General features: G+C 67.3%; 14 protein-coding genes. 7 read left to right on the plus strand and 7 right to left on the minus strand.

The annotated features are described in order from the left end of the window. Window positions 1-47: 47 nt before the first annotated feature. Genes OJI97_RS09380 through OJI97_RS09395 form a run of 4 tightly spaced genes read right to left on the minus strand, consistent with a single transcriptional unit; the run spans window position 48 to window position 6,773 of the window. Entirely contained in the window at window positions 48-1,892 is a 1,845-nt protein-coding gene (locus OJI97_RS09380) for a tetratricopeptide repeat protein (RefSeq protein WP_297662903.1), read from the minus strand. Then, window positions 1,893-3,266, minus strand: coding sequence for a PEP-CTERM-box response regulator transcription factor (gene prsR / locus OJI97_RS09385; protein ID WP_297662905.1), 1,374 nt, complete (start codon window positions 3,264-3,266; stop codon window positions 1,893-1,895). It lies immediately after the preceding gene. Between the two features lies 1 nt (window position 3,267). Continuing rightward, complete coding sequence (gene prsK, locus OJI97_RS09390; RefSeq protein ID WP_297662907.1) at window positions 3,268-5,406, minus strand: XrtA/PEP-CTERM system histidine kinase PrsK; 2,139 nt, start codon at window positions 5,404-5,406, stop codon at window positions 3,268-3,270. Next, window positions 5,385-6,773 (minus strand): TIGR03013 family XrtA/PEP-CTERM system glycosyltransferase, encoded by a 1,389-nt coding sequence (locus OJI97_RS09395; RefSeq protein ID WP_297662909.1) that lies wholly within the window; start codon window positions 6,771-6,773, stop codon window positions 5,385-5,387. The genes prsK and OJI97_RS09395 overlap by 22 nt, the downstream gene beginning before the upstream one ends. 249 nt (window positions 6,774-7,022) lie before the next feature. Here OJI97_RS09395 and OJI97_RS09400 point away from each other — a divergent pair, with 249 nt between their 5' ends. Continuing rightward, on the plus strand, window positions 7,023-7,700 hold the full coding sequence (locus tag OJI97_RS09400; RefSeq protein WP_297662912.1) for a helix-turn-helix domain-containing protein: 678 nt from the start codon (window positions 7,023-7,025) through the stop codon (window positions 7,698-7,700). Between the two features lie 48 nt (window positions 7,701-7,748). After that, the gene (locus tag OJI97_RS09405) at window positions 7,749-9,581 is read left to right on the plus strand and encodes a DUF885 family protein (protein ID WP_297662914.1); all 1,833 of its coding nucleotides are present in this window, start codon (window positions 7,749-7,751) and stop codon (window positions 9,579-9,581) included. Between the two features lie 2 nt (window positions 9,582-9,583). On the opposite strand, the gene OJI97_RS09410 is transcribed toward OJI97_RS09405, so the two are convergent. Further along, window positions 9,584-10,972: a short-chain fatty acyl-CoA regulator family protein gene (locus OJI97_RS09410; protein ID WP_297662917.1), complete on the minus strand. Its 1,389-nt coding sequence runs from the start codon at window positions 10,970-10,972 to the stop codon at window positions 9,584-9,586. Between the two features lie 142 nt (window positions 10,973-11,114). Here OJI97_RS09410 and OJI97_RS09415 point away from each other — a divergent pair, with 142 nt between their 5' ends. Together OJI97_RS09415 and OJI97_RS09420 are read left to right on the plus strand one after the other, a co-directional pair. Next, window positions 11,115-12,707 (plus strand): isocitrate lyase, encoded by a 1,593-nt coding sequence (locus tag OJI97_RS09415; protein ID WP_297662919.1) that lies wholly within the window; start codon window positions 11,115-11,117, stop codon window positions 12,705-12,707. Between the two features lie 301 nt (window positions 12,708-13,008). Then, on the plus strand, window positions 13,009-13,308 hold the full coding sequence (locus OJI97_RS09420; RefSeq protein WP_297662921.1) for a WYL domain-containing protein: 300 nt from the start codon (window positions 13,009-13,011) through the stop codon (window positions 13,306-13,308). Window positions 13,309-13,447: 139 nt separating this feature from the next. On the opposite strand, the gene OJI97_RS09425 is transcribed toward OJI97_RS09420, so the two are convergent. Next, window positions 13,448-14,425: a TerC family protein gene (locus tag OJI97_RS09425; protein ID WP_297662923.1), complete on the minus strand. Its 978-nt coding sequence runs from the start codon at window positions 14,423-14,425 to the stop codon at window positions 13,448-13,450. A 73-nt stretch (window positions 14,426-14,498) separates the two neighbouring features. After that, window positions 14,499-14,681, minus strand: coding sequence for a DUF465 domain-containing protein (locus OJI97_RS09430; protein WP_297662925.1), 183 nt, complete (start codon window positions 14,679-14,681; stop codon window positions 14,499-14,501). A 262-nt stretch (window positions 14,682-14,943) separates the two neighbouring features. Between OJI97_RS09430 and OJI97_RS09435 the strand changes: the two genes are divergently transcribed. The 3 genes from OJI97_RS09435 (at window position 14,944) to OJI97_RS09445 (ending at window position 18,758) form a co-directional block, all read left to right on the plus strand. After that, entirely contained in the window at window positions 14,944-15,711 is a 768-nt protein-coding gene (locus OJI97_RS09435) for a crotonase/enoyl-CoA hydratase family protein (protein WP_297662927.1), read from the plus strand. 1 nt (window position 15,712) lies between these two features. Continuing rightward, window positions 15,713-16,594, plus strand: coding sequence for an alpha/beta fold hydrolase (locus OJI97_RS09440; RefSeq protein WP_297662928.1), 882 nt, complete (start codon window positions 15,713-15,715; stop codon window positions 16,592-16,594). A gap of 91 nt (window positions 16,595-16,685) precedes the next feature. Next, entirely contained in the window at window positions 16,686-18,758 is a 2,073-nt protein-coding gene (locus tag OJI97_RS09445; RefSeq protein WP_297662930.1) for a S9 family peptidase, read from the plus strand. Window positions 18,759-18,770 lie beyond the last annotated feature (12 nt).

An 18,770-nucleotide genomic window follows, 5' to 3' on the forward strand; every position in this document is an offset into this window, starting at 1 on the left:
AGCCGAAGTTGAGAGGGGGTTTTGCCTCCGCTGGCCTCGCACCCCGCCTACCGCCCGATCTGCGCCGCCTTGTCGCGCAAATCCTGCGCTGCCTGCCGCTCACCCCGCCGTTCGAGCAGATCGGCATAGAAGAGCATGATCTCACCGTTCAGCGGCTGCAATCGATACGCCGTGGCGATCAGCGGCAAGGCGCGATCGCGGTCGCCCTCAGCGGCATAGGCGCGCGCCAGATCGCGCAGGATCACGACATCGCGATTGCCGACACGGCGCCGCACCCGTTCGAAATGCGCGGCGGCCTGATCCCAATGCTGAAGGTCCATCGCCAGATGCCCCGCCAGCCGGTCGGCGGCGATGCTCGACGGCTGGCTGTTGCGCAGCCGCAGGATCGCGGCGCCCGATCCGGCGGGGTCGCCGGCGCGGAACAGCGCGTTGGCGAGCCGCAGCGTCGTGCGCTCGCCCGCATCGAGCGCCTGCGCGGCGCGATAGGATTCGACCGCCAGCCCGAAACGTCCGCCCGCGAGCGCCGCGTCACCGAGCAGGATATGCGCGTCGGCGACCCCGCGGTTCGCATCGCGCAGCCGCGTCGCCCGGGCGATCGCGCTGGCGAAATTGCCCGCCGTCATATCAGCCGAAATCGCCGGAATCGCCGCGGCGGGGTCGAGCGGCGCGGCATTGCCCGCCGCCGCGACCAGCCCATAGCTGTCGTTCGTCGCGAACGGCTCCGCATCGCCGGGCGCCAGCGCCGCCGCGCGTGCGATATCGGCGGCCGCTTCGCCCTTGCGCCCCAGTTCCGACGCCACGCGCGCCGCCAGAAGCAGCGACCAGCTGTCGGCATCCGCGCGATCGACCAGCGGCGCCAGCGCCTCGGCGGCGGCATCGGCGTCGCCGTCGGCCCAATTGGCGGCGGCCAGGATGCGGCGGGCCGTGACATTATGCGGCTGTTCGGCCAGCAGCCGCTCGGCCCAGTTCACCGCCACCGCCTGGCCCCCCAGTTCGAGTTCGACGACCGCGCTGAGCAGCATGACCCCGGGCTGATCGTCGAGTTCGCCGCGCGTGCGCTGAAGCAGGCTGCGCGCGAGCGCATAGCGCTCCGCGCGCGCGGCGAGAACGGCCTGGAGGTAATAAAGCCGGGGGTCGCGCGGGACGAGCGTCGCGGCATGGCGCAGCGCCGCGAGCATGTCCTTGTAGCGGCCCAGATCACCCAGCGTCGCCGCCTGATCGATCAGCGCATCTTCATTGTCGGGATCGGCGGCGAGCGCCTTTTCATACCAGTCGAGCGAAGCGTTGAGTCCGCCCTGCGTGCGCACCAGATTGGCCTTGTACGCCAGCGCCGCGCTATTCCGGCCATCGAGTTCGATCGCGAAATCGACCGCGTCGTGCGCGCCCTGTGCATCGGCGTTGGCGTCGCGAAAGCGCGCGATATCGACCCACAGCGCCGAATCGCGCGGCCGTTCGCGCACCGCCCGGTCATAGGCGTCGCGCGCCGCACCCAGATCGCCGTCGGCGAGGTGGACGTCGCCCGCGACCCACGCCGCTTCGCCGATCATCTCGGGCGCGATCGGCCCGGAATCGAGCGCGGCAAGCGCGCGTTTGCCGTCGCCCTGCAAGGCATAGGCCCGCGCGAGCAGCGGGCGCAGATAATCGCCGTTCGCTCCCGCCGCGAGCGCCGCCTTGACCGACGCCTCGGCACCCAGGCCATCGCTCAGCCGCAGTTGCGCGCGCGCCAGTTCGACGCGCGGCCGGATCGCGGCCGGATCGCCGGCGACCGCGCGCTGCAATTCGGCGCGGCGTTCCAGCCATTGCTGGCGCGGCCCGTCAGGGCGCGCGCCGCCGCAGCCGGCCAAGGCCGCCGCCGCGATCAACGCAACCAGCCAGGGCCGGACCCGCACCATTCAGGCCTGCATCCGATATTGCTTGAGCAGGTCATAGAGCGTCGGGCGGCTGATCCCGAGCAGCTTGGCCGCCGAGGAAATATTGCCTTCGCTCTGCATCATCGCGCGGCGGATCGCGACGCGGTCGGCCGCCTCGCGCGCGGCGCGCAGGTTCAGCCAGCTTTCGTCGCTGTCACCTTCGTTCCCCGAAAGGTCGAGGTCCTCGCGCATCACCAGCTTGCCGTCGGCCATGATCACCGCGCGCTTGATGCGATTCTCCAGCTCGCGGACATTGCCCGGCCAGCGCCCCTCGTCGATCGCCTGCAGCGCATCGAGCGCGAAGCCGCGGACCGAGGGATTCATCGCGGGCGCATATTGATGGAGGAAATGGCGCGCGAGCAGCACCGCATCGCCCGGCCGCTCGGCAAGCGCCGGGATCTTCACCACCATCTCGGCGAGCCGGTAGTAAAGGTCGTCGCGAAAACTGCCCTCGGCGATCATCGCGTCGAGGTCGCGGTGGGTCGCGCAGACGATGCGCGTATCGACCGCGATCGCCTTGCGCCCGCCGATCCGCTCGATCGTCCGCTCCTGCAGGAAACGCAGCAGCTTGACTTGAAGCGGCAGCGGAATGTCGCCGACCTCGTCGAGGAACAATGTGCCGCCGTGCGCCAGTTCGATCTTGCCCTCGGTCGTCTTCACCGCGCCGGTGAACGCCCCCTTTTCATGCCCGAACAATTCGCTTTCGAGCAGATTCTCGGGGATGGCGGCGCAGTTGATTGCGACGAAAGCACCGTCGCGCCGCCCGCTCGCCTCGTGCAGCCCGCGCGCCAGCAATTCCTTGCCGGTGCCGCTCGCACCGAGCAGCATCACCGACACGTCGAGGCCCGCGACCCGCTCGATCGTCCGCGCGACCTTCACCATTTCGGGCGCGCCAGTGATCATTCCGCCGAGCACGCGATGGTCGCCCGCCCCCTGGCTCGCGAGCCGGGCATTCTCAACCTCGAGCTCGCGCACATGAAAGGCGCGGCGGACGATCAGGCCCAGTTCCTCGATGTCGATCGGCTTCTGATAGAAATCCCATGCGCCGCTCGCGATCGCCGCGAGCGCGCTCGCGCGTTCGCCATGCCCCGACACGACGATGACCTTGGTATCGGGCTTGTTCGCCAATATCGCCTGGAGCACGCGAAACCCCTCGCGCGTGCCGTCGGGATCGGGCGGCAGGCCAAGGTCGAGCGTCACCACCGCCGGTTCCTCGGCGCGCAGCAATTCGATCGCGCTGTCATGATCGCCCGCGATCAGCACGCGATAATCGTCATAGGCCCATTTGAGCTGCGCCTGCAGCCCCGGGTCGTCCTCGACGATCAGCAATGTCTCTTTGGTCCCCGCGTCCGTCATCCTAGGCCACTTTCCCTATGGGCTCCCCTGTTCCGGCGTCCTCGCGCGTGTCGGCGAGCGGCAGCCACAGCGTGAAATCGCTGCCCTTCCCCGGCTCGCTCGCGACCTCGATCGATCCGCCCATCGCCTGCGCGAGCCCCAGCGCCTCGAACGCGCCCAGCCCGAAGCCGCCGTCCTTGGTCGATACGAAGGGCTTGAACAATTCGTCGCGGATGAAGGCGCGCGTCATTCCGGCACCCTGGTCGATCACGTCGATCCGCGCGCGGCCCTGCTGGGCGACCGCGACGACCTGCACCGGCGTGCCGGCGGGCGAGGCGTCGATCGCATTGGCGGCCAGATGCTGGACGATCTGGCGGATCGACGCCGCATCGCCCCACGCCGCGAGCCCCGCCTGACAGCCGACGAACAGCGCACGGCGCGGCCGCATCTCGGCCGCGACGTCGCGCAGCAGCGGCTCGACCAGCGCCCGTCCCGCCTCCACCGCGCGCCGTTCGCGCGGCGACAGGCGGACGAGCAGGTCGGACAATCGCCCCGCCGAAATCTTCAGCGTCCCGATCATATCGGCGCGAAATTCGGGCTTGTCGGCATGGCGCTCGGCGTTGCGCGCGAGCAGCGAAAGCTGGCTCGCCAGATTCTTGATGTCGTGCATGATGAAGGCGAAGCGGCGGTTGAACTCGTCGAAGCGCTTCGCCTCCGACAGCGCCTCCAGGCTCTGCGATTCGGCAAGGTAGCTCGCCGCCTGCTGCCCCGCGATGCGCAGCACGTCGAGATCCTCCCAATCGAGCGGGCGCGATACCGGCGGGCGGTGCAGCACCGCCACCGCGATCATCCGCTGGAAATGCAGCACCGGCACCACGACCCAGGCGCGCGTGTCGGCGAGCAGCCAGCCGGGAATCGCCAGGCCCTCGCCATCGGGCGCGGCCCCGCGGCGTTCGGCGTCGAGGTCGACGATATGCCGGCTTTCCTGCAACATGAAGCTCGATCGCAGCGGCAGCGTCGCGCCTTCCTCCAGCCCCGCAGGCCAATGCCATTGTTCGGCGACGCGGAACGCCCCTTGCGCGTCGGGCAGCAACAGCAGCGCGCCGGGACTGCCGGTCAGCTCCGCGAGCGCCTTCGCGACGCGGCGGTGCAGGTTGCGGTCGTCCTCGCTCCCGTCCTCCTTGGCGCCCTGCGCCAGCGTCGCGGTGAAACGCATCCATTCGGCGCGGTAATCATAGCGATGCTCGAAGAAATGTTTCGAGATCATCACCGCCAGCCACGCGCGCGTCCGCGCCGACAGCAGCAGCAGCCCGCCCGCGCCGAGCGCGACGATCAGGAAAACGCCCTGCGCCAGCTCGCCATAGTCGCCGCCGACCAGCCGCGCGACCGCACCGGCGAGCCCGATCAGGATCAGATAGGCCGCGGCACCGAGCAGGACCAGCGTCCGCGTCGCGACGCTACGCGACAGGCGGATGCGCTCGCGCCCGATGTCCATCGCCGCAAGCACGAAGGTTGGCACGATCATCAGCGCGACCGCGGGGATCAGGTGGATCAGCGTCGACGCGGGCTTGCCGGTCAGTGCGCCGATGAGCTGGACGTTCAGCTCATAGGCCCAGAGCATCGCAAAGCCGCCCGCGACCGCCATTACCGGCATCCGCAGCCCCGCGCTCGCGCGGCGCGCGGCGCCGTCGATGATCAGCAACCCGCCGATCGCGACGATCATCCCCGATACGCCCAGGGCCGGGCTCAGCCACACGCCGGCTGTCGCGCTCTGCACATGCGCCGCGATTCCGCCGGCCAGTGCGATCGTGCAAATGGTGACGAGCAGGCGCAGGATCAGGCGCGGCGGCCCCGGCATCGGCGCCCGCGCCGGCCAGAAGGTCGCGCCCAGCCAGCCGAGCATCGCCAGATCGCGCAGCGACCGCGCCACCATCGCCTCTGACGATCCGGGTGCGAAACGATAGAGCGCCGCGCACCAGATGGCGCTCGCGATTGCGGCGACGATCAGCCAGCGCGGCGACGGCATCAGCGCCGCCATGCGCGCGCGCGGCCGCGACAGCAGCCACAACGCGACGCCGCCGAAACCCGCGAACGCCAGCGCCGACAAAAGCTGCGACAGGGCGCCGAGCGTCGCCACCGTCAGCGCGCGCCCTCGGGCCACAGCACGACGCGCACCGTCTGGAGCAGGATCAGCAGGTCGAGGAAGGGCGAATAATTCTTGGCGTAATAAAGATCATATTCCAGCTTCACCCGGGCATCCTCGATCGACGCGCCATAAGGGTAATTGATCTGCGCCCAGCCGGTCAGCCCGGGCTTCACCATGTGCCGCTCGGCATAATAGGGCAACTCGCGAGTCAGTTCCTCGACGAAGCTCGGCCGTTCGGGGCGCGGGCCGACGATGCTCATTTCGCCCTTCAGGACGCACCAGAGCTGCGGCAGCTCGTCGATGCGAAGCTTGCGGATGACATGGCCGACGCGGGTGATGCGCGGGTCGTTCTCGCTCGCCCACACCGCCTTGCCCGCCGCCTCGGCATCGGTGCGCATCGAGCGGATCTTCACGATGTCATAGGGTTCGCCATACAGGCCGACGCGCGACTGGCGATAGAAGATCGGGCCGCGGCTGTCGCACAGCACCGCTAGCCCGCCGATCAGGATCAGCGGCAATCCGACGACGAGCACCAGCAGGCTCGCGACGATGTCGAACAATCGCTTGCCGACGCGCGAGATGCGCTGCCCTGCCGAAAAGCCATCCGAAAAGATCAGCGCGCTGGGGTTGGTCGTCGCCAGATCGACGCGCCCCGTCTCGCGCTCGATGAAGCTCGCGATGTCGTTGACATGCACCCCGGTCGTCTTGACGCGCAGCAGGTCGGCCAGCGGCAGCGCGCCGCGGCGTTCCTCCATCGCCAGCACCACCTCGCCCGCGCCGAGCGCGACGGCATGATCCGACAGGCTGGGAATCGCCTCGCGCGCGACGGCGCCCGGCACAGCGCGTTCGCTGCCCGACATGGCGACGAACCCCGCGACGGCGAGCCCGCTGCCCGGCGCGTCGGCGAGCGCCTTCAGCCGCGCCGCACGCTTGCCCGCGCCGAGCACCAGGATGCGCCGCTTGAACGCTTCGGCGCCCGCAACCTGGGTCAGCGCCAGCCGGATCACGAACAGCGCCGCGATCGCCAGCCCCATCGCATACAGGCTGTTGACGCGCCACAATGTCGCGGAGGGCAGCAGAAAGCCGACGACCGAGATGAAGATCACACCGAGCGAGATCGCGGCGAGCAGGCGCGCGGTTGCGAATTTCATCGATCGCAGCGCCTCGCTGCCGTACATTCCGGTCGCCATCATCGCGAGCGAATTGGACAGCGCAAAGGTCGCGATCCGCGCCCAGCGCGCCGCGAACGTCCCGGCGTCGAAACCGGAAAGATGGGCATAGATATGCCAGGCCGCCTCCGCCGAACCGAGCAGCGCGATGAACTCGACGAGCGCCAGCCAGACCACGGCGTGCGGCACATAATGTTTGAACAGACGGAACATCGAAAAAACCTGGCCCTTTCGGGTGCCGACCCTAGCGTGGAGGTCTCAACTGTCGGTTAATTTTACACTCACTTCGTCCCTATCGGGCAACGGCCGACGGTCAAGCCGGAGGGGGTGAAGCAGGCCACTCCGCGCCGACGAATCTTCCGGGCGCCGGTCTGTTCGGGGATGACCTCCGTTATGCCGGACGATAAGACTGGGACAATGGTCGCATCTCCTTCTTCCGCCCCTGCCTTTGCTGATGCGCCTTTGGGCCTGCTGGCCCATGCACCGAATGAACTCAGGGGCCGTCATTGCCACGATACGGCTTATGTCGCGATCATCCTCGAAGGCGGGTATCAGGAAGCCGGCGACGAAGGGCGTTTCGACGTCGGGCCGGGCGATGCATTGATCCATCATGCCTTCGAATCGCATCTGGACCGGGTCGAGGCGCGCGGCGCGCGGGTGCTGATCCTCGACCTGCCGCCCGCGCTGGCCCGCACGCCGCATGTCCGCGGACGGGTGCGCGATCCCGAGGCGCTGGTGCGGGTCGCCAGCCGCGACGCCGTCGATGCCGCCGCCCTGCTCGCCCAGGATTTTGCGATCACGCCCGTTGCCGCAAACGATTGGCCCGATCTGCTCGCCCACGACCTTCGGACATTCGCGCCCTTCGCACTCCGCGATTGGGCAGAGACGCACGGCGTGCGTGCCGAGACGTTGAGCCGGGGTTTCCGCACCGCTTATGGCTGCACGCCGAAGGCCTATCGCGCCGACATCCGCGCCCGCGCCGCTCTCGCCGCGGTCCGGACGAGCCCAGAGCCGCTCGCCGCCATCGCGCATCGCCTGCATTTCACCGACCAGGCGCATATGACCAGGGCCGTCGCGCGCATCAGCGGCGTCACGCCCGGCCGCTGGCGCGAACATCAACTGGATACAATACGGCGCTGACCGGGCGGGCTAGAACCACTGCCGAAACATAATTTTCCGGAGATTTCCATGCTCGATCGCCGCACTCTTCTGGCCGCACTCGCCGCCGCATCCGCCGCCGCCGCTGCGCGGCCCGCCCGCGCGATGCTCGCCGATCCGGCGGCAAGCGAAGGCGGCAGGCTGAACGCGCTCTATGAACATCTGTTCGACATGCTGGTCGAAACCAACCCCGAATTCGCGACGTCCCTGGGGCTCGACAAGGGCCCCGGCGCCGCGGCCAAATCGCGCCTCACCGACCGATCGCCCGCGGGCATCGAACGCGGCCACGATCTTTATCGCGTCGGTCTGGAGGGGCTCAAAAAGATCGACGCGTCGAAACTGTCGGGGATGGATCTCGTCAACTACGAAACCTTCCGCGGCCCGTGGGAGCATTTTGTCAAAGCCTATGATAGGTTCACTTACGGCCTGCACAGCTGGCCCGAACCGCATCCGGTCACCCAGCTCGGCGGAACCTATCAATCGATTCCCGATTTCCTCGTCAACCAGCATAGTATCGCCGATGCCGCCGATGCCGAGGCCTATCTGTCGCGCTGCGAGGATTTCGCGGTTCAACTCGACAATGAAACGGGCCGGATGAAGACCGATCATGCGGCCGGCGTCATCCCGCCCGATTTCATCATCGACCGCACCCTCGGCCTCTATGAAAAGGTCATGGCGCCCGCCGCCGACGCCAATCGCCTCACCACCAATCTCAACACCAGGACCGAAGCCAAAGGCATCGCGGGCGACTGGGCGCGCCGCTGCGCCGGACTCGTCGAGGGTAACATCTACCCGGCGATGCGCCGCCAGGCCGCCGAACTCGCGCGCATCCGTCCCAAGGCCACCCACGACGCCGGGGTCTGGCGCCTACCGAAGGGCGACGAATATTATGCCTATGCCCTGAATTTCGCGACGACGACCGAGATGTCGGCCGAGGAGATTCATCAGCTCGGGCTCGAACGCATGGCCGACCTTTCGGCACGCGCCGACGCGATCTTCCGCGAACAGGGCATGACCGGCGGGACGGTCGCCGAGCGGATGCTCGCGCTGGGCGCCGACAAGCGCTTCATCTATCCGAACACAGACGCCGGCAAGGCGAAGCTGATCGCCAAGCTCAACGAACAGATCGAGGAAATGCAGCGCCGGCTGCCCGAGATGTTCGGCCGCCTGCCCAAGGCGAAGGTCGAAATCCGCCGCGTCCCGGCCGAGATCGAGGACGGCGCGACCGGCGGCTATTATCAGATCCCGGCGCTCGACGGCTCGCGCCCCGGCGCCTATTACATCAATCTGCGCGACACGGCCGAAAATCCGTCGTGGACGCTGCCGACGCTGACCTATCACGAAGCGACGCCCGGCCATCATCACCAGATCGCGCTCGCGCAGGAGGCGACGGGAATCCCGCGGCTGCGGCGCCTGCCCACCTATTCGGTCTATAGCGAGGGCTGGGGCCTTTATGCCGAACAGCTCGCCGACGAAATGGGGGTCTATGACGGCGATCCCTTCGGCCGCCTCGGCTATCTGCGATCCTATATGTTCCGCGCCGCGCGGCTCGTCGTCGATACCGGCCTTCATCATTATCGCTGGAGCCGGGAGAAGGCGATCGCCTATTATAACGAGACGCTCGGCACGCCCGAGCCGTCGAATGTCACCGAGATCGAGCGCTATTGCGTCTGGCCCGGGCAGGCGACGAGCTACATGGTCGGGCAGACGCGCTGGGTCGCGACGCGCGAGCGCGCGCGGGCGGCGCTGGGCGACCGATTCGACATCCGCGCTTTCCACGACACCGCGCTGGCCGCAGGCGCGATGCCGATCGACGTGCTCGGATCGATGATCGACCGCTGGGTCGCGGCGCAGAAGGCCTGACCTTAATCGCCCGCAAAATCGAACGCGCTGACCCCGCGCTCGCCTTCCCTGAATCGCAGCGGGCGGCCGAGCGGCGGCGTCGAGCGCTGGACGCAGCCGGTGCGGGTGCAGCGGCGGCAGCCGAGCCCGACCGGCGTCGCGGGCGATCGCATCAGGTCGATGCCGCGCGCCGCGATCAACGGCGCGGCGACCTTGGCGTCGACGCCCACGCAGACGGCGAAGCGCGCGGGGGTGCCGCTGCCCGTCGCGCCGGGCGCCGCGACCGAGCGGCTTTGCGTGAACCAGCGCGATCCGTCCTCGAGCTCGACGAGATCGGCGACGACCTCCCCCGGCCGCGCGAACGCCTCGTGGATGCCCCACAAGGGGCAGCGCGCGTCGCCGTCGACGAGCGGCGACTGGCTCGCCCCGGCATAGCGTTTGCTCCCCTGCCCAGCACGGTCGATCCGCAGCATGAAGAAGGGCAGCCCGCGCGCGCCGACGCGCTGGAGCGTCGTCAGCCGGTGCGCGACCTGCTCATAACCCGCGCCGAAACGGCGCTGGAGCAGCAGCAGGTCATAGCCGGTCGCGTCGCAGGCGCGCAGGAAGCGGCTGTAAGGCATCATCAGCGCGGCGGCGAAATATTGGATCAGGTGGCGCTCGAACAATCGCGCCGCGGCGCTCTCGGCAAACTCCGCCCCTGCGACGAGCGCGTCGATCTCGCCCTTCGCCTCGATCTGCGCGAGCGTCGCGGCGGCCTGAAAGGTGCGCGAGGCGGGGCGCAGAAGTTCGTTCAGCATCAATTGCCGCGCGTGCCAGTCGAGCCAGCGCAGCCGGTCGGGCATCACGTCGGCGGGCAGGATGCGGATGCCAAGCTGGTGGCGCGTGCGCAGGCGCTCCGAAACCGTTCCGTAAAGGTCGCCGCCGGCGAGGCGCAGTTCGTCCGCCAGTTCCTCGGCGCGCGTGTCGAGATCGGGGAAATGGTTGCGCCATTTCTCGATCGCGCGGCGCACCGCGGCGACTTCGGGAGCGTCGCCCTGACCTTCCGCGCGCTCCTCGGGCGCCGTGTCGAACAATCGCGCAAAGGCCGCGGCGGTCGCGGGCGCAGTCTGCAGCCATTCCTCGATATCCTGCGCGCCGATGCCGAGATCGGCAAAGCGCGGATCGGCCAGCCGCCGCCGGAGACCCGCGATCCCGCCCGGCACGTCCTCCCCGCCCAATCTGGCGGCGTCGAAGCCGAAGCGTTCCGCCAGCCGCACGATCACGGTGGCGCTGAGCGGCCGCTGCCCATGCTCGATCAGGTTGAGATAGCTCGGCGAAATGGCGAGCGCCTCGGCCATCGCCGCCTGCGTCATCCCCGCCTCGCGCCGCACCTTGCGCACTGCCGGCCCCGCGAACACGCGCCGTTCCGCCATGGATTGTAACTTTCTTTACTAATTTACACGCTCATTTACACCTATCTGACCTATTTCACAAATTTTATTGACAAATCTTTTCCCTTTGCGCGGCGCTTTCGCCAATTTCCACCCATCACCTCATTCCACAAGGAACCGAACGATGGGCTATCAGGAAGACATGGCGCAGGCAGGCCGCCTCATCCGCGATTACGACGGCACGTGGGACGGCATCAGCGGCGAAAGCATCGCCCGGATGCGCGCCCAGAACAAGTTCCGCACCGGCCTCGATATCGCGCGCTACACCGCGCGCATCATGCGCGCCGACATGGCCGCCTATGACGCCGATCCCGCGAACTACACCCAGTCGCTCGGCTGCTGGCACGGCTTCATCGCGCAGCAGAAGATGATCTCGATCAAGAAGCATTTCGGCACCGTCAAGGGCCGCTACATCTATCTCTCGGGCTGGATGGTCGCAGCGCTGCGCAGCGAGTTCGGCCCGCTGCCCGACCAGTCGATGCACGAAAAGACCAGCGTCCCGGCGCTGATCGAGGAAATCTACACCTTCCTGCGCCAAGCCGACGCGCGTGAACTGGGCGGCCTGTTCCGCGAACTCGACGCCGCGCGCGCTGCGGGCGACGAGGTGAAGGCGAAGCAGATCCAGCACGCGATCGATCATCACGAAACCCACGTCGTGCCGATCATCGCCGACATCGACGCAGGCTTCGGCAATGCCGAGGCGACCTATCTGCTCGCCAAGAAGATGATCGAGGCCGGCGCCTGCGCGCTGCAGATCGAGAATCAGGTCTCGGACGAGAAACAGTGCGGCCACCAGGACGGCAAGGTCACCGTGCCGCACGAGGATTTCATCGCGAAGATCCGTGCCTGCCGTTACGCCTTCATGGAACTCGGCGTCGAGGACGGCATCATCGTCACGCGCACCGACAGCCTCGGCGCGGGCCTGACCAAGCAGATCGCCGTCTCAAAGGAACCCGGCGACCTTGGCGACCAGTATAACGGCTTCCTCGACTGCGAAGAGGTCGAGGGCGCGGGCAACCCCGGCGACGTGCTGATCAACCGCGACGGCAAGCTGATGCGCCCGAAGCGCCTGCCCTCGAACCTCTATCAGTTCCGTCCCGGAACCGGCGAGGATCGCTGCGTCATGGACTGTATCGCATCCTTGCAGAACGGCGCCGACCTGCTGTGGATCGAGACCGAAAAGCCGCACATCGAACAGATCGCCGGCATGGTCGACCGCATCCGCGAAGTCGTCCCCAACGCGAAGCTCGCCTATAATAATTCGCCGAGCTTCAACTGGACGCTCAACTTCCGCCAGCAGGTGTTCGACGCCTGGGAAAAGGTAGGCAAGGATGTCAGCGCCTATGACCGCGCGAAGCTGATGAGCGTCGATTATGACGGGACCGCGCTGTCGGACGAAGCCGACAACCGCATCCGCACCTTCCAACGCGACGCGGCGAAGCGGGCGGGCATCTTCCACCACCTGATCACGCTGCCGACATACCACACCGCGGCGCTGTCGACCGACAATCTGGCGAAGGAATATTTCGGCGAAGAAGCGATGCTCGGCTACGTCAAGAACGTCCAGCGCGCCGAAATTCGCCAGGGCATCGCCTGCGTGAAGCACCAGAATATGTCGGGCAGCGACATCGGCGACGATCACAAGGAATATTTTGCTGGTGAAGCGGCCCTGAAGGCCGCGGGCAAGGACAATACCATGAACCAGTTTGCGGCCTGATGGCCGCGGGGAATTAGTTCGCCGCTTAAGCGAGTTCGGCGCGAGGGGACCCGTTGCACCCCCTCGTGCCACCCGGTTCGGCGCGGGGCGCCTTGCACGAAACCCCGCGCCTCCCGAGCTTTCCTGGGGAGGAAAGCCTGTCCGTCGGAAGCCGCAAGGCCTCCGGCGGACATTTTTATTCGGCCGGTGAAAAGGAAAAGCGTTTCCCATGAAAACGATTTCTCTTGCCCCACTCCGTGCGGCGATGCATTATGCTGCAACGCACAAAATTCCCCCAGACCCTCCCCGAGGCTATTTCGCGATGAATGACAACCGGCTGACGCTGATGGAAGCGATCGCCCGCCGCCGCCGGATCACGGCGCTCTATAACGGGACGCGCATGACGCTTGCCCCCCACCAATTGTTCGAACGCCACGGCGCGCTGTTCGTCAGCGCCCTCAATCTCGATAAGAACTGGCGGTCCGACGACGAGCGCCGGCTCGGCCATTTCAAGCTCGACGGCCTCGGCGCGGCCGCGCTCGAGGAAGAGGTGTTCGAACCGCTCCCCTCCTTCGAGGCCGCCGCGCCGCGCGATGACGATATCCTGCTGATGGCGGTCTAGGGCCGATCGACATTCAGATGATGGCGAGTCGAAAATGGTGGTTTTCGTGACCCGGAGCGCAGCGTGCTGATGGCACGTGAGCACCGGAAGCACGAAAATCCGCCATTTGCAGGCCGCCAGCGCTGAATGTCGATCAGCCCTAGGCGGGTTCCTCGGCCTTCGTCTTCACCAGCGACCAGATCACCCCGCCCGCGATCAGCGCGACGGTCACGCCCAGGCTGACGAGCGGCGGGAATTTACCGCCGCCGAGCAGGAAATCGGCGACGAAGATCTTCGACCCGATGAAGACGAGCACCAGCGCCAGCGCATATTTGAGATAGTGAAAGCGATGCACCATCGCCGCGAGCGCGAAATAAAGCGCGCGCAGGCCGAGGATCGCCATGATGTTCGACGTATAGACGATGAAGGTGTCGGTCGTGATCGCGAAGATCGCGGGCACGCTGTCGACCGCGAACACCAGGTCGGCGAGGTTGATCACGACGAGCGCGAGGAACAGCGGCGTCGCGGCGAACGCCAGCTTGCCGGTCTTCGTATCGGGCACGCGCACGAAGAATTTCTCGCCATGCAGTTCGTGCGTGATCGGGATATGGCGCGAGAGCCATTTGACCACCGGATTGCCTGCGACGTCCATCGGCTTGTCGCCAGCGAACAGCATCTTCACGCCCGTAAAGATCAGAAAAGCCGCGAAGACATAGAGCAGCCAGCCATATTCGGTGACCAGCGCCGCGCCGCCCGCGATCATGATTCCGCGCAGCACGATCACCGCGACGATGCCCCAGAGCAGAGCGCGATACTGGTAGCGCGGCGGGATCGCGAAGGTCGCGAAGATCAGCGAGATGACGAAGATATTGTCGATCGACAGCGCCTTCTCGATGAAGAAGCCGGTATAATATTGCAGGCCGGCCTCGCCGCCCTTCTCGGCCCATATCCACGCGCCGAAGGCGAGCGCGATGCCGATGTAGAGCAGCGAGAGCTTCAGACTCTCGCCGATCCCCATCTCCTTGCTTTCCCGGTTGAGGATGCCGAGATCGAAGGCCGTGAGCGCGGTAACGAGGGCGAGAAAGGCCAGCCAGAACCAGGCCGGGGTTCCCAGCCAGTCGGCGAACAGAAATTCCATGATGATCATCCCTGGCACACGCCGAGGACGCCGCCCCGGAGGGGCAGCGCCATCGGTCACTTATCCCGTTGAATTAAAGCGCGAGCGCAGGCCGGCGCGACAGGCTCGCGAGCCGTTTGCGTATCGCGAGCTTCGCGGTCTTCAGCCGCAGCAGCCGGAATGGATCGGCGCCGCGCCGGCGGTTCTCGCGGCGAAGTGCGTCGTCGATCCGGCGATGCCATTCGGTCAGCCGGTAGAATCGGGAATTGAGCGTCATAAGGGCCTCCTGATTGATGAAATCAAGCAGGTGACGCCGACCCCACGACCCGGATTTGAGGGGAGAGATGGGCCGCAAGCATCGGTGTCACCCGATGCGGTCCGACATCACGTGGCGGAAAATACTTCCGCCGACGCCAGAGGGGCCCGGCCCGCATGTCGACGATCTAGGGTGCGGTGCGGCGCGTTTCAACCCTTTGCCCTCGCCCCGCCTGTCATGTTAGCCCGGAAAGGCATCGAGTGGTCGAGGGGAGAGAATGCGCATGACAGTGTTGGTCGACCGCGACGGCCCGGTGACGATCGTCACCATCGACCGCCCCGAAAAGCGCGGTGCCGTCGATCCCGCGACCGCAATTGCCTTGCGCGAGGCCTTCACCGCCTTCGCGAACGATGCAGAGGCGCGCGTCGCGATCCTGACCGGCAGCACAGGCCATTTCTGCGCGGGTTTCGACCTCGGCGCGGTCGGCACGACGCGCTACGACCCCGACGGTCCCGGCCCGATGGGCCCGACGCGGATGCTGCTCGACAAGCCGGTGATCGCAGCGGTCGAGGGTCATGCGGTCGCGGGCGGGCTCGAACTCGCGCTGTGGTGCGACATGCGCGTCGCCGCGGCGAGCGCCATATTCGGCGTCTATTGCCGCCGCTGGGGCGTGCCGCTGATCGACGGCGGCACCGTCCGCCTGCCGCGCATCGTCGGACAGGGCCGCGCGATGGACATGATCTTGACCGGCCGCCCGGTCGCCGCCGACGAGGCGCTGCGCATCGGCCTCGCCGACCGGGTCGTTCCCGACGGAACCGCGCTGTCCGCCGCGATCGAGCTCGCGAAGCAGATCGCCGCCTTCCCGCAAATCTGCATGAACAGCGACCGCCTCAGCGCCTATCGCCAGTGGGATTTCGACATCGAGGGCGCGCTGGCGCACGAAGCCCATGCCGGGGTCGCGCCGCTGCGCGAAGGCGCGGCGGCGGGCGCCAGACGCTTCACCGAAGGCGCCGGGCGCGGCGGCAGCTTCGCCGCTTTCAAGGGAGAATAGGATGCGACATCTGCTTGCCGCGGCCGCGCTGGCCGCCCTGCCCTTCGCCGCGCAGGCACAGGCGCCGGACATTCCGGCCGCGATCTACACCGACCCCGCGCGCGATAAGGACCATCCCGCGGCGATGGAGGTCGTCCATATCCCGACCGGCGGGGTGGAGATCAACGGCGTCGTCTATGTCGCCGCGGGCGCCGGGCCGCACCCCACCGTCGTCCTCTGCCACGGGCTGCCGGGGCTCGAGAAGAATCTCGACCTCGCGCAGGCGATCCGCCGCGCGGGGTGGACGGTGATCACGTTCAACTATCGCGGCGCATGGGGCAGTCCGGGCGATTACCGCCTTGCGGGCAACCTCGACGACACCGACGCGGTGCTCGCCTTCGCGCGCGATCCCGCCAACGCCGCGAGGCTCCGGGTCGACCCCGCGCGCCTCGTCGTCATCGGTCACAGCATGGGCGGCTGGGTGACCGCGCTGACCGCGGCGCACGACAAGGCGCTGCTCGGCGCCGCGATGATCTCGTCGGGCAATATGGGCGCGCTCGCGGGGGTGCCGCGCGCGTCGGCCGCGGCGCTGCTCCGCGCCAACGGCCTCGAAGCGCTCGCGGGCACCAGCCCCGACATCATGGCGGACGAGATCATCGCCAACAAGGATCGCTTCGACTTCGTCAAGGCCGCGCCGCGGCTCCGCGACACCCATTTGTTCGTGCTGACCTCCGACGACGGCTTCGCATCGATGAGCGACGCGCTGAGCGGCGCGATCAGGGCGGAGGGCGGCACGAAGCTCCAGACGCTGCACGTCGCGACCGACCATAGCTGGTCCGACGCACGCATCCGGCTGGAAAGCGAAATCGTGCGGTGGTTGGCGACGTTGAGACCTGCTGCCTAGAACGCCGTCTCCCCACCCCCAGGCGCCTTTGATGTTCGACCAGCACCACGAACGGGGTTGAACGCACGCTCTGCACGGCTAAACCCTTTTCATGCGTAACCATATCCTCACCAGCGCCATCGCGCTTGCCGCCGCCCTTTCCTCTTGCCCCGCCCTTGCCCGGCCGATGACCGAGGTCGACCTCGCAACGCTGAAGCGCGTCGGCGCCCCGGCCGCGTCGCCCGACGGGCGCTGGATCGCGTTCCAGATGACCGAGACCGCGCCCGACAGCTACAAGCGCGCGACCGGCCTCTGGCTCGTCGACCGCAAGACAAAGGACGCCAAGCCCGTCCAGATCGCCGATACGCCCGGCAAGAACGAGACATCGCCCGCCTTCGCGCCCGACGGCAGCCTCTATTTCCTCTCGAATGCCTCGGGCAGCGATCAGGTCTGGCGGATCGACGTCAAGACGGGCGGCGCGGCGACGCAGGTCACCGACACCAAGGCCGAGGTCGCGGGCTTCAAGATTTCGCCCAATGGCGAGCGGCTACTCGCGTGGGGCGACATTCCGATGGAATGCACCGACTTCGGCTGCGACGCCAAGGACAAGGGCGCGCTCGTCGGCCCCGGCAGCGGCCGCCTCTACAAGGACGGCGCCGGTTTCGTGCGGCACTGGGACCAATGGGAAACGCCCGGCACCCACAGCCGCCCCTTCGTTTTCAACCTCGCCGACGGCAAGGCGAGCGTGGCGCGCCCGATCGCCGCGGGGCTGGTCGGCGATACCCCGTCGAAGCCGTTCGGCGACGGCAGCGAACTCGCCTGGGGGCCCGACAGCCGCACCGTCTATTTCACGATGCGCAAGGCCGACCGCGACGAGCCGCGCTCGACCAACCTCGATATCTATAGCTGGCTGGTCGACAGCCGGATGATGCCGGTCAACCTGACCGAGAGCAATCAGGCGACCGACACCCTGCCCGCCCCGTCGCCCGACGGCAAATGGCTCGCTTACGCCGCGATGGCGCGGCCGGGCTATGAAGCCGACCGGCAGGTGCTGATGCTGCGCAACCTCGAAAATGGCGAGACGAAGAAGCTGACCGACGCGTGGGACCGCTCGGTCGCCTCGATCGCGTGGGCACCCGACGGCAAGTCGCTCTATGTCACCGCCGACGATGTCCTCGATCATCCGGTATTTCGCGTCGATGCCGCGAGCGGCAAGGTCGAAAAGCTGAAGGCATCGGCCGAAGCCTTCGACGGCAACATCGGCGACGTCACGCCGCTGCCCGATGGCACGCTCCTCTACTCGCGCAACACCGCGCTACTTCCGACCGACGTCTATGTCCGCGACGCGAAGGGCAAGGTGACGCAGCTCAGCGCGGTCAATGCCGCCACGCTCGCCAGCTTCGATCCGGTCAGGATCGACCGGATGCAATTCGCGGGCGCGAACGGCGACAAGGTGTGGGGCATGATCCTGAAACCCGCGAACGCCGCCGCAAAGCTGCCGGTCGCCTTCATCGTCCACGGCGGCCCGCAGGGCAGCTTCGGCAACAGCTGGTCGACGCGCTGGAACCCGCGCCTGTTCGCCGAACAGGGTTATGGCGTCGTCACCGTCGATTTCCACGGCTCGACCGGCTACGGTCAGGCCTTCACCGACAGCATCAACAAGGATTGGGGCGGCAAGCCGCTGCAGGACCTGAAACTCGGCCTCGCCGCGGCGGGCAGGCAGGATGCGCAGCTCGACATCGCCAACGCCTGCGCGCTCGGCGCCTCCTACGGCGGTTACATGATGAACTGGATTGCGGGACAGTGGACCGACGGCTTCAAATGCCTCGTCCAGCACGACGGCGTCTTCGACGCGCGCGCCATGGCCTATGAGACCGAGGAGCTGTGGTTCGACGAGTGGGAGCATGGCGGCGCCTATTTCGAGGTTCCCGAGGAGTTCGAGAAATGGAACCCGGTGAACCATGTCGACAAGTGGAAGACCCCGATGCTGGTGATCACCAGCGAAAAGGATTTCCGCATCCCCTATACGCAGGGGATCGCCGCCTTCACCGCGCTTCAGCGCCGCGGCGTTCCGTCGCAATTGCTCGTCTTCCCCGACGAGAACCATTGGGTGCTGAAGGGCGCGAACAGCGTCCAGTGGCACCGCACCGTCTTCGACTGGCTGGGGACATATCTCAAGAAATAGCCCCGGCTTCCT

The organism is Sphingopyxis sp. (genome assembly GCF_025869345.1).
GTDB lineage: Bacteria > Pseudomonadota > Alphaproteobacteria > Sphingomonadales > Sphingomonadaceae > Sphingopyxis.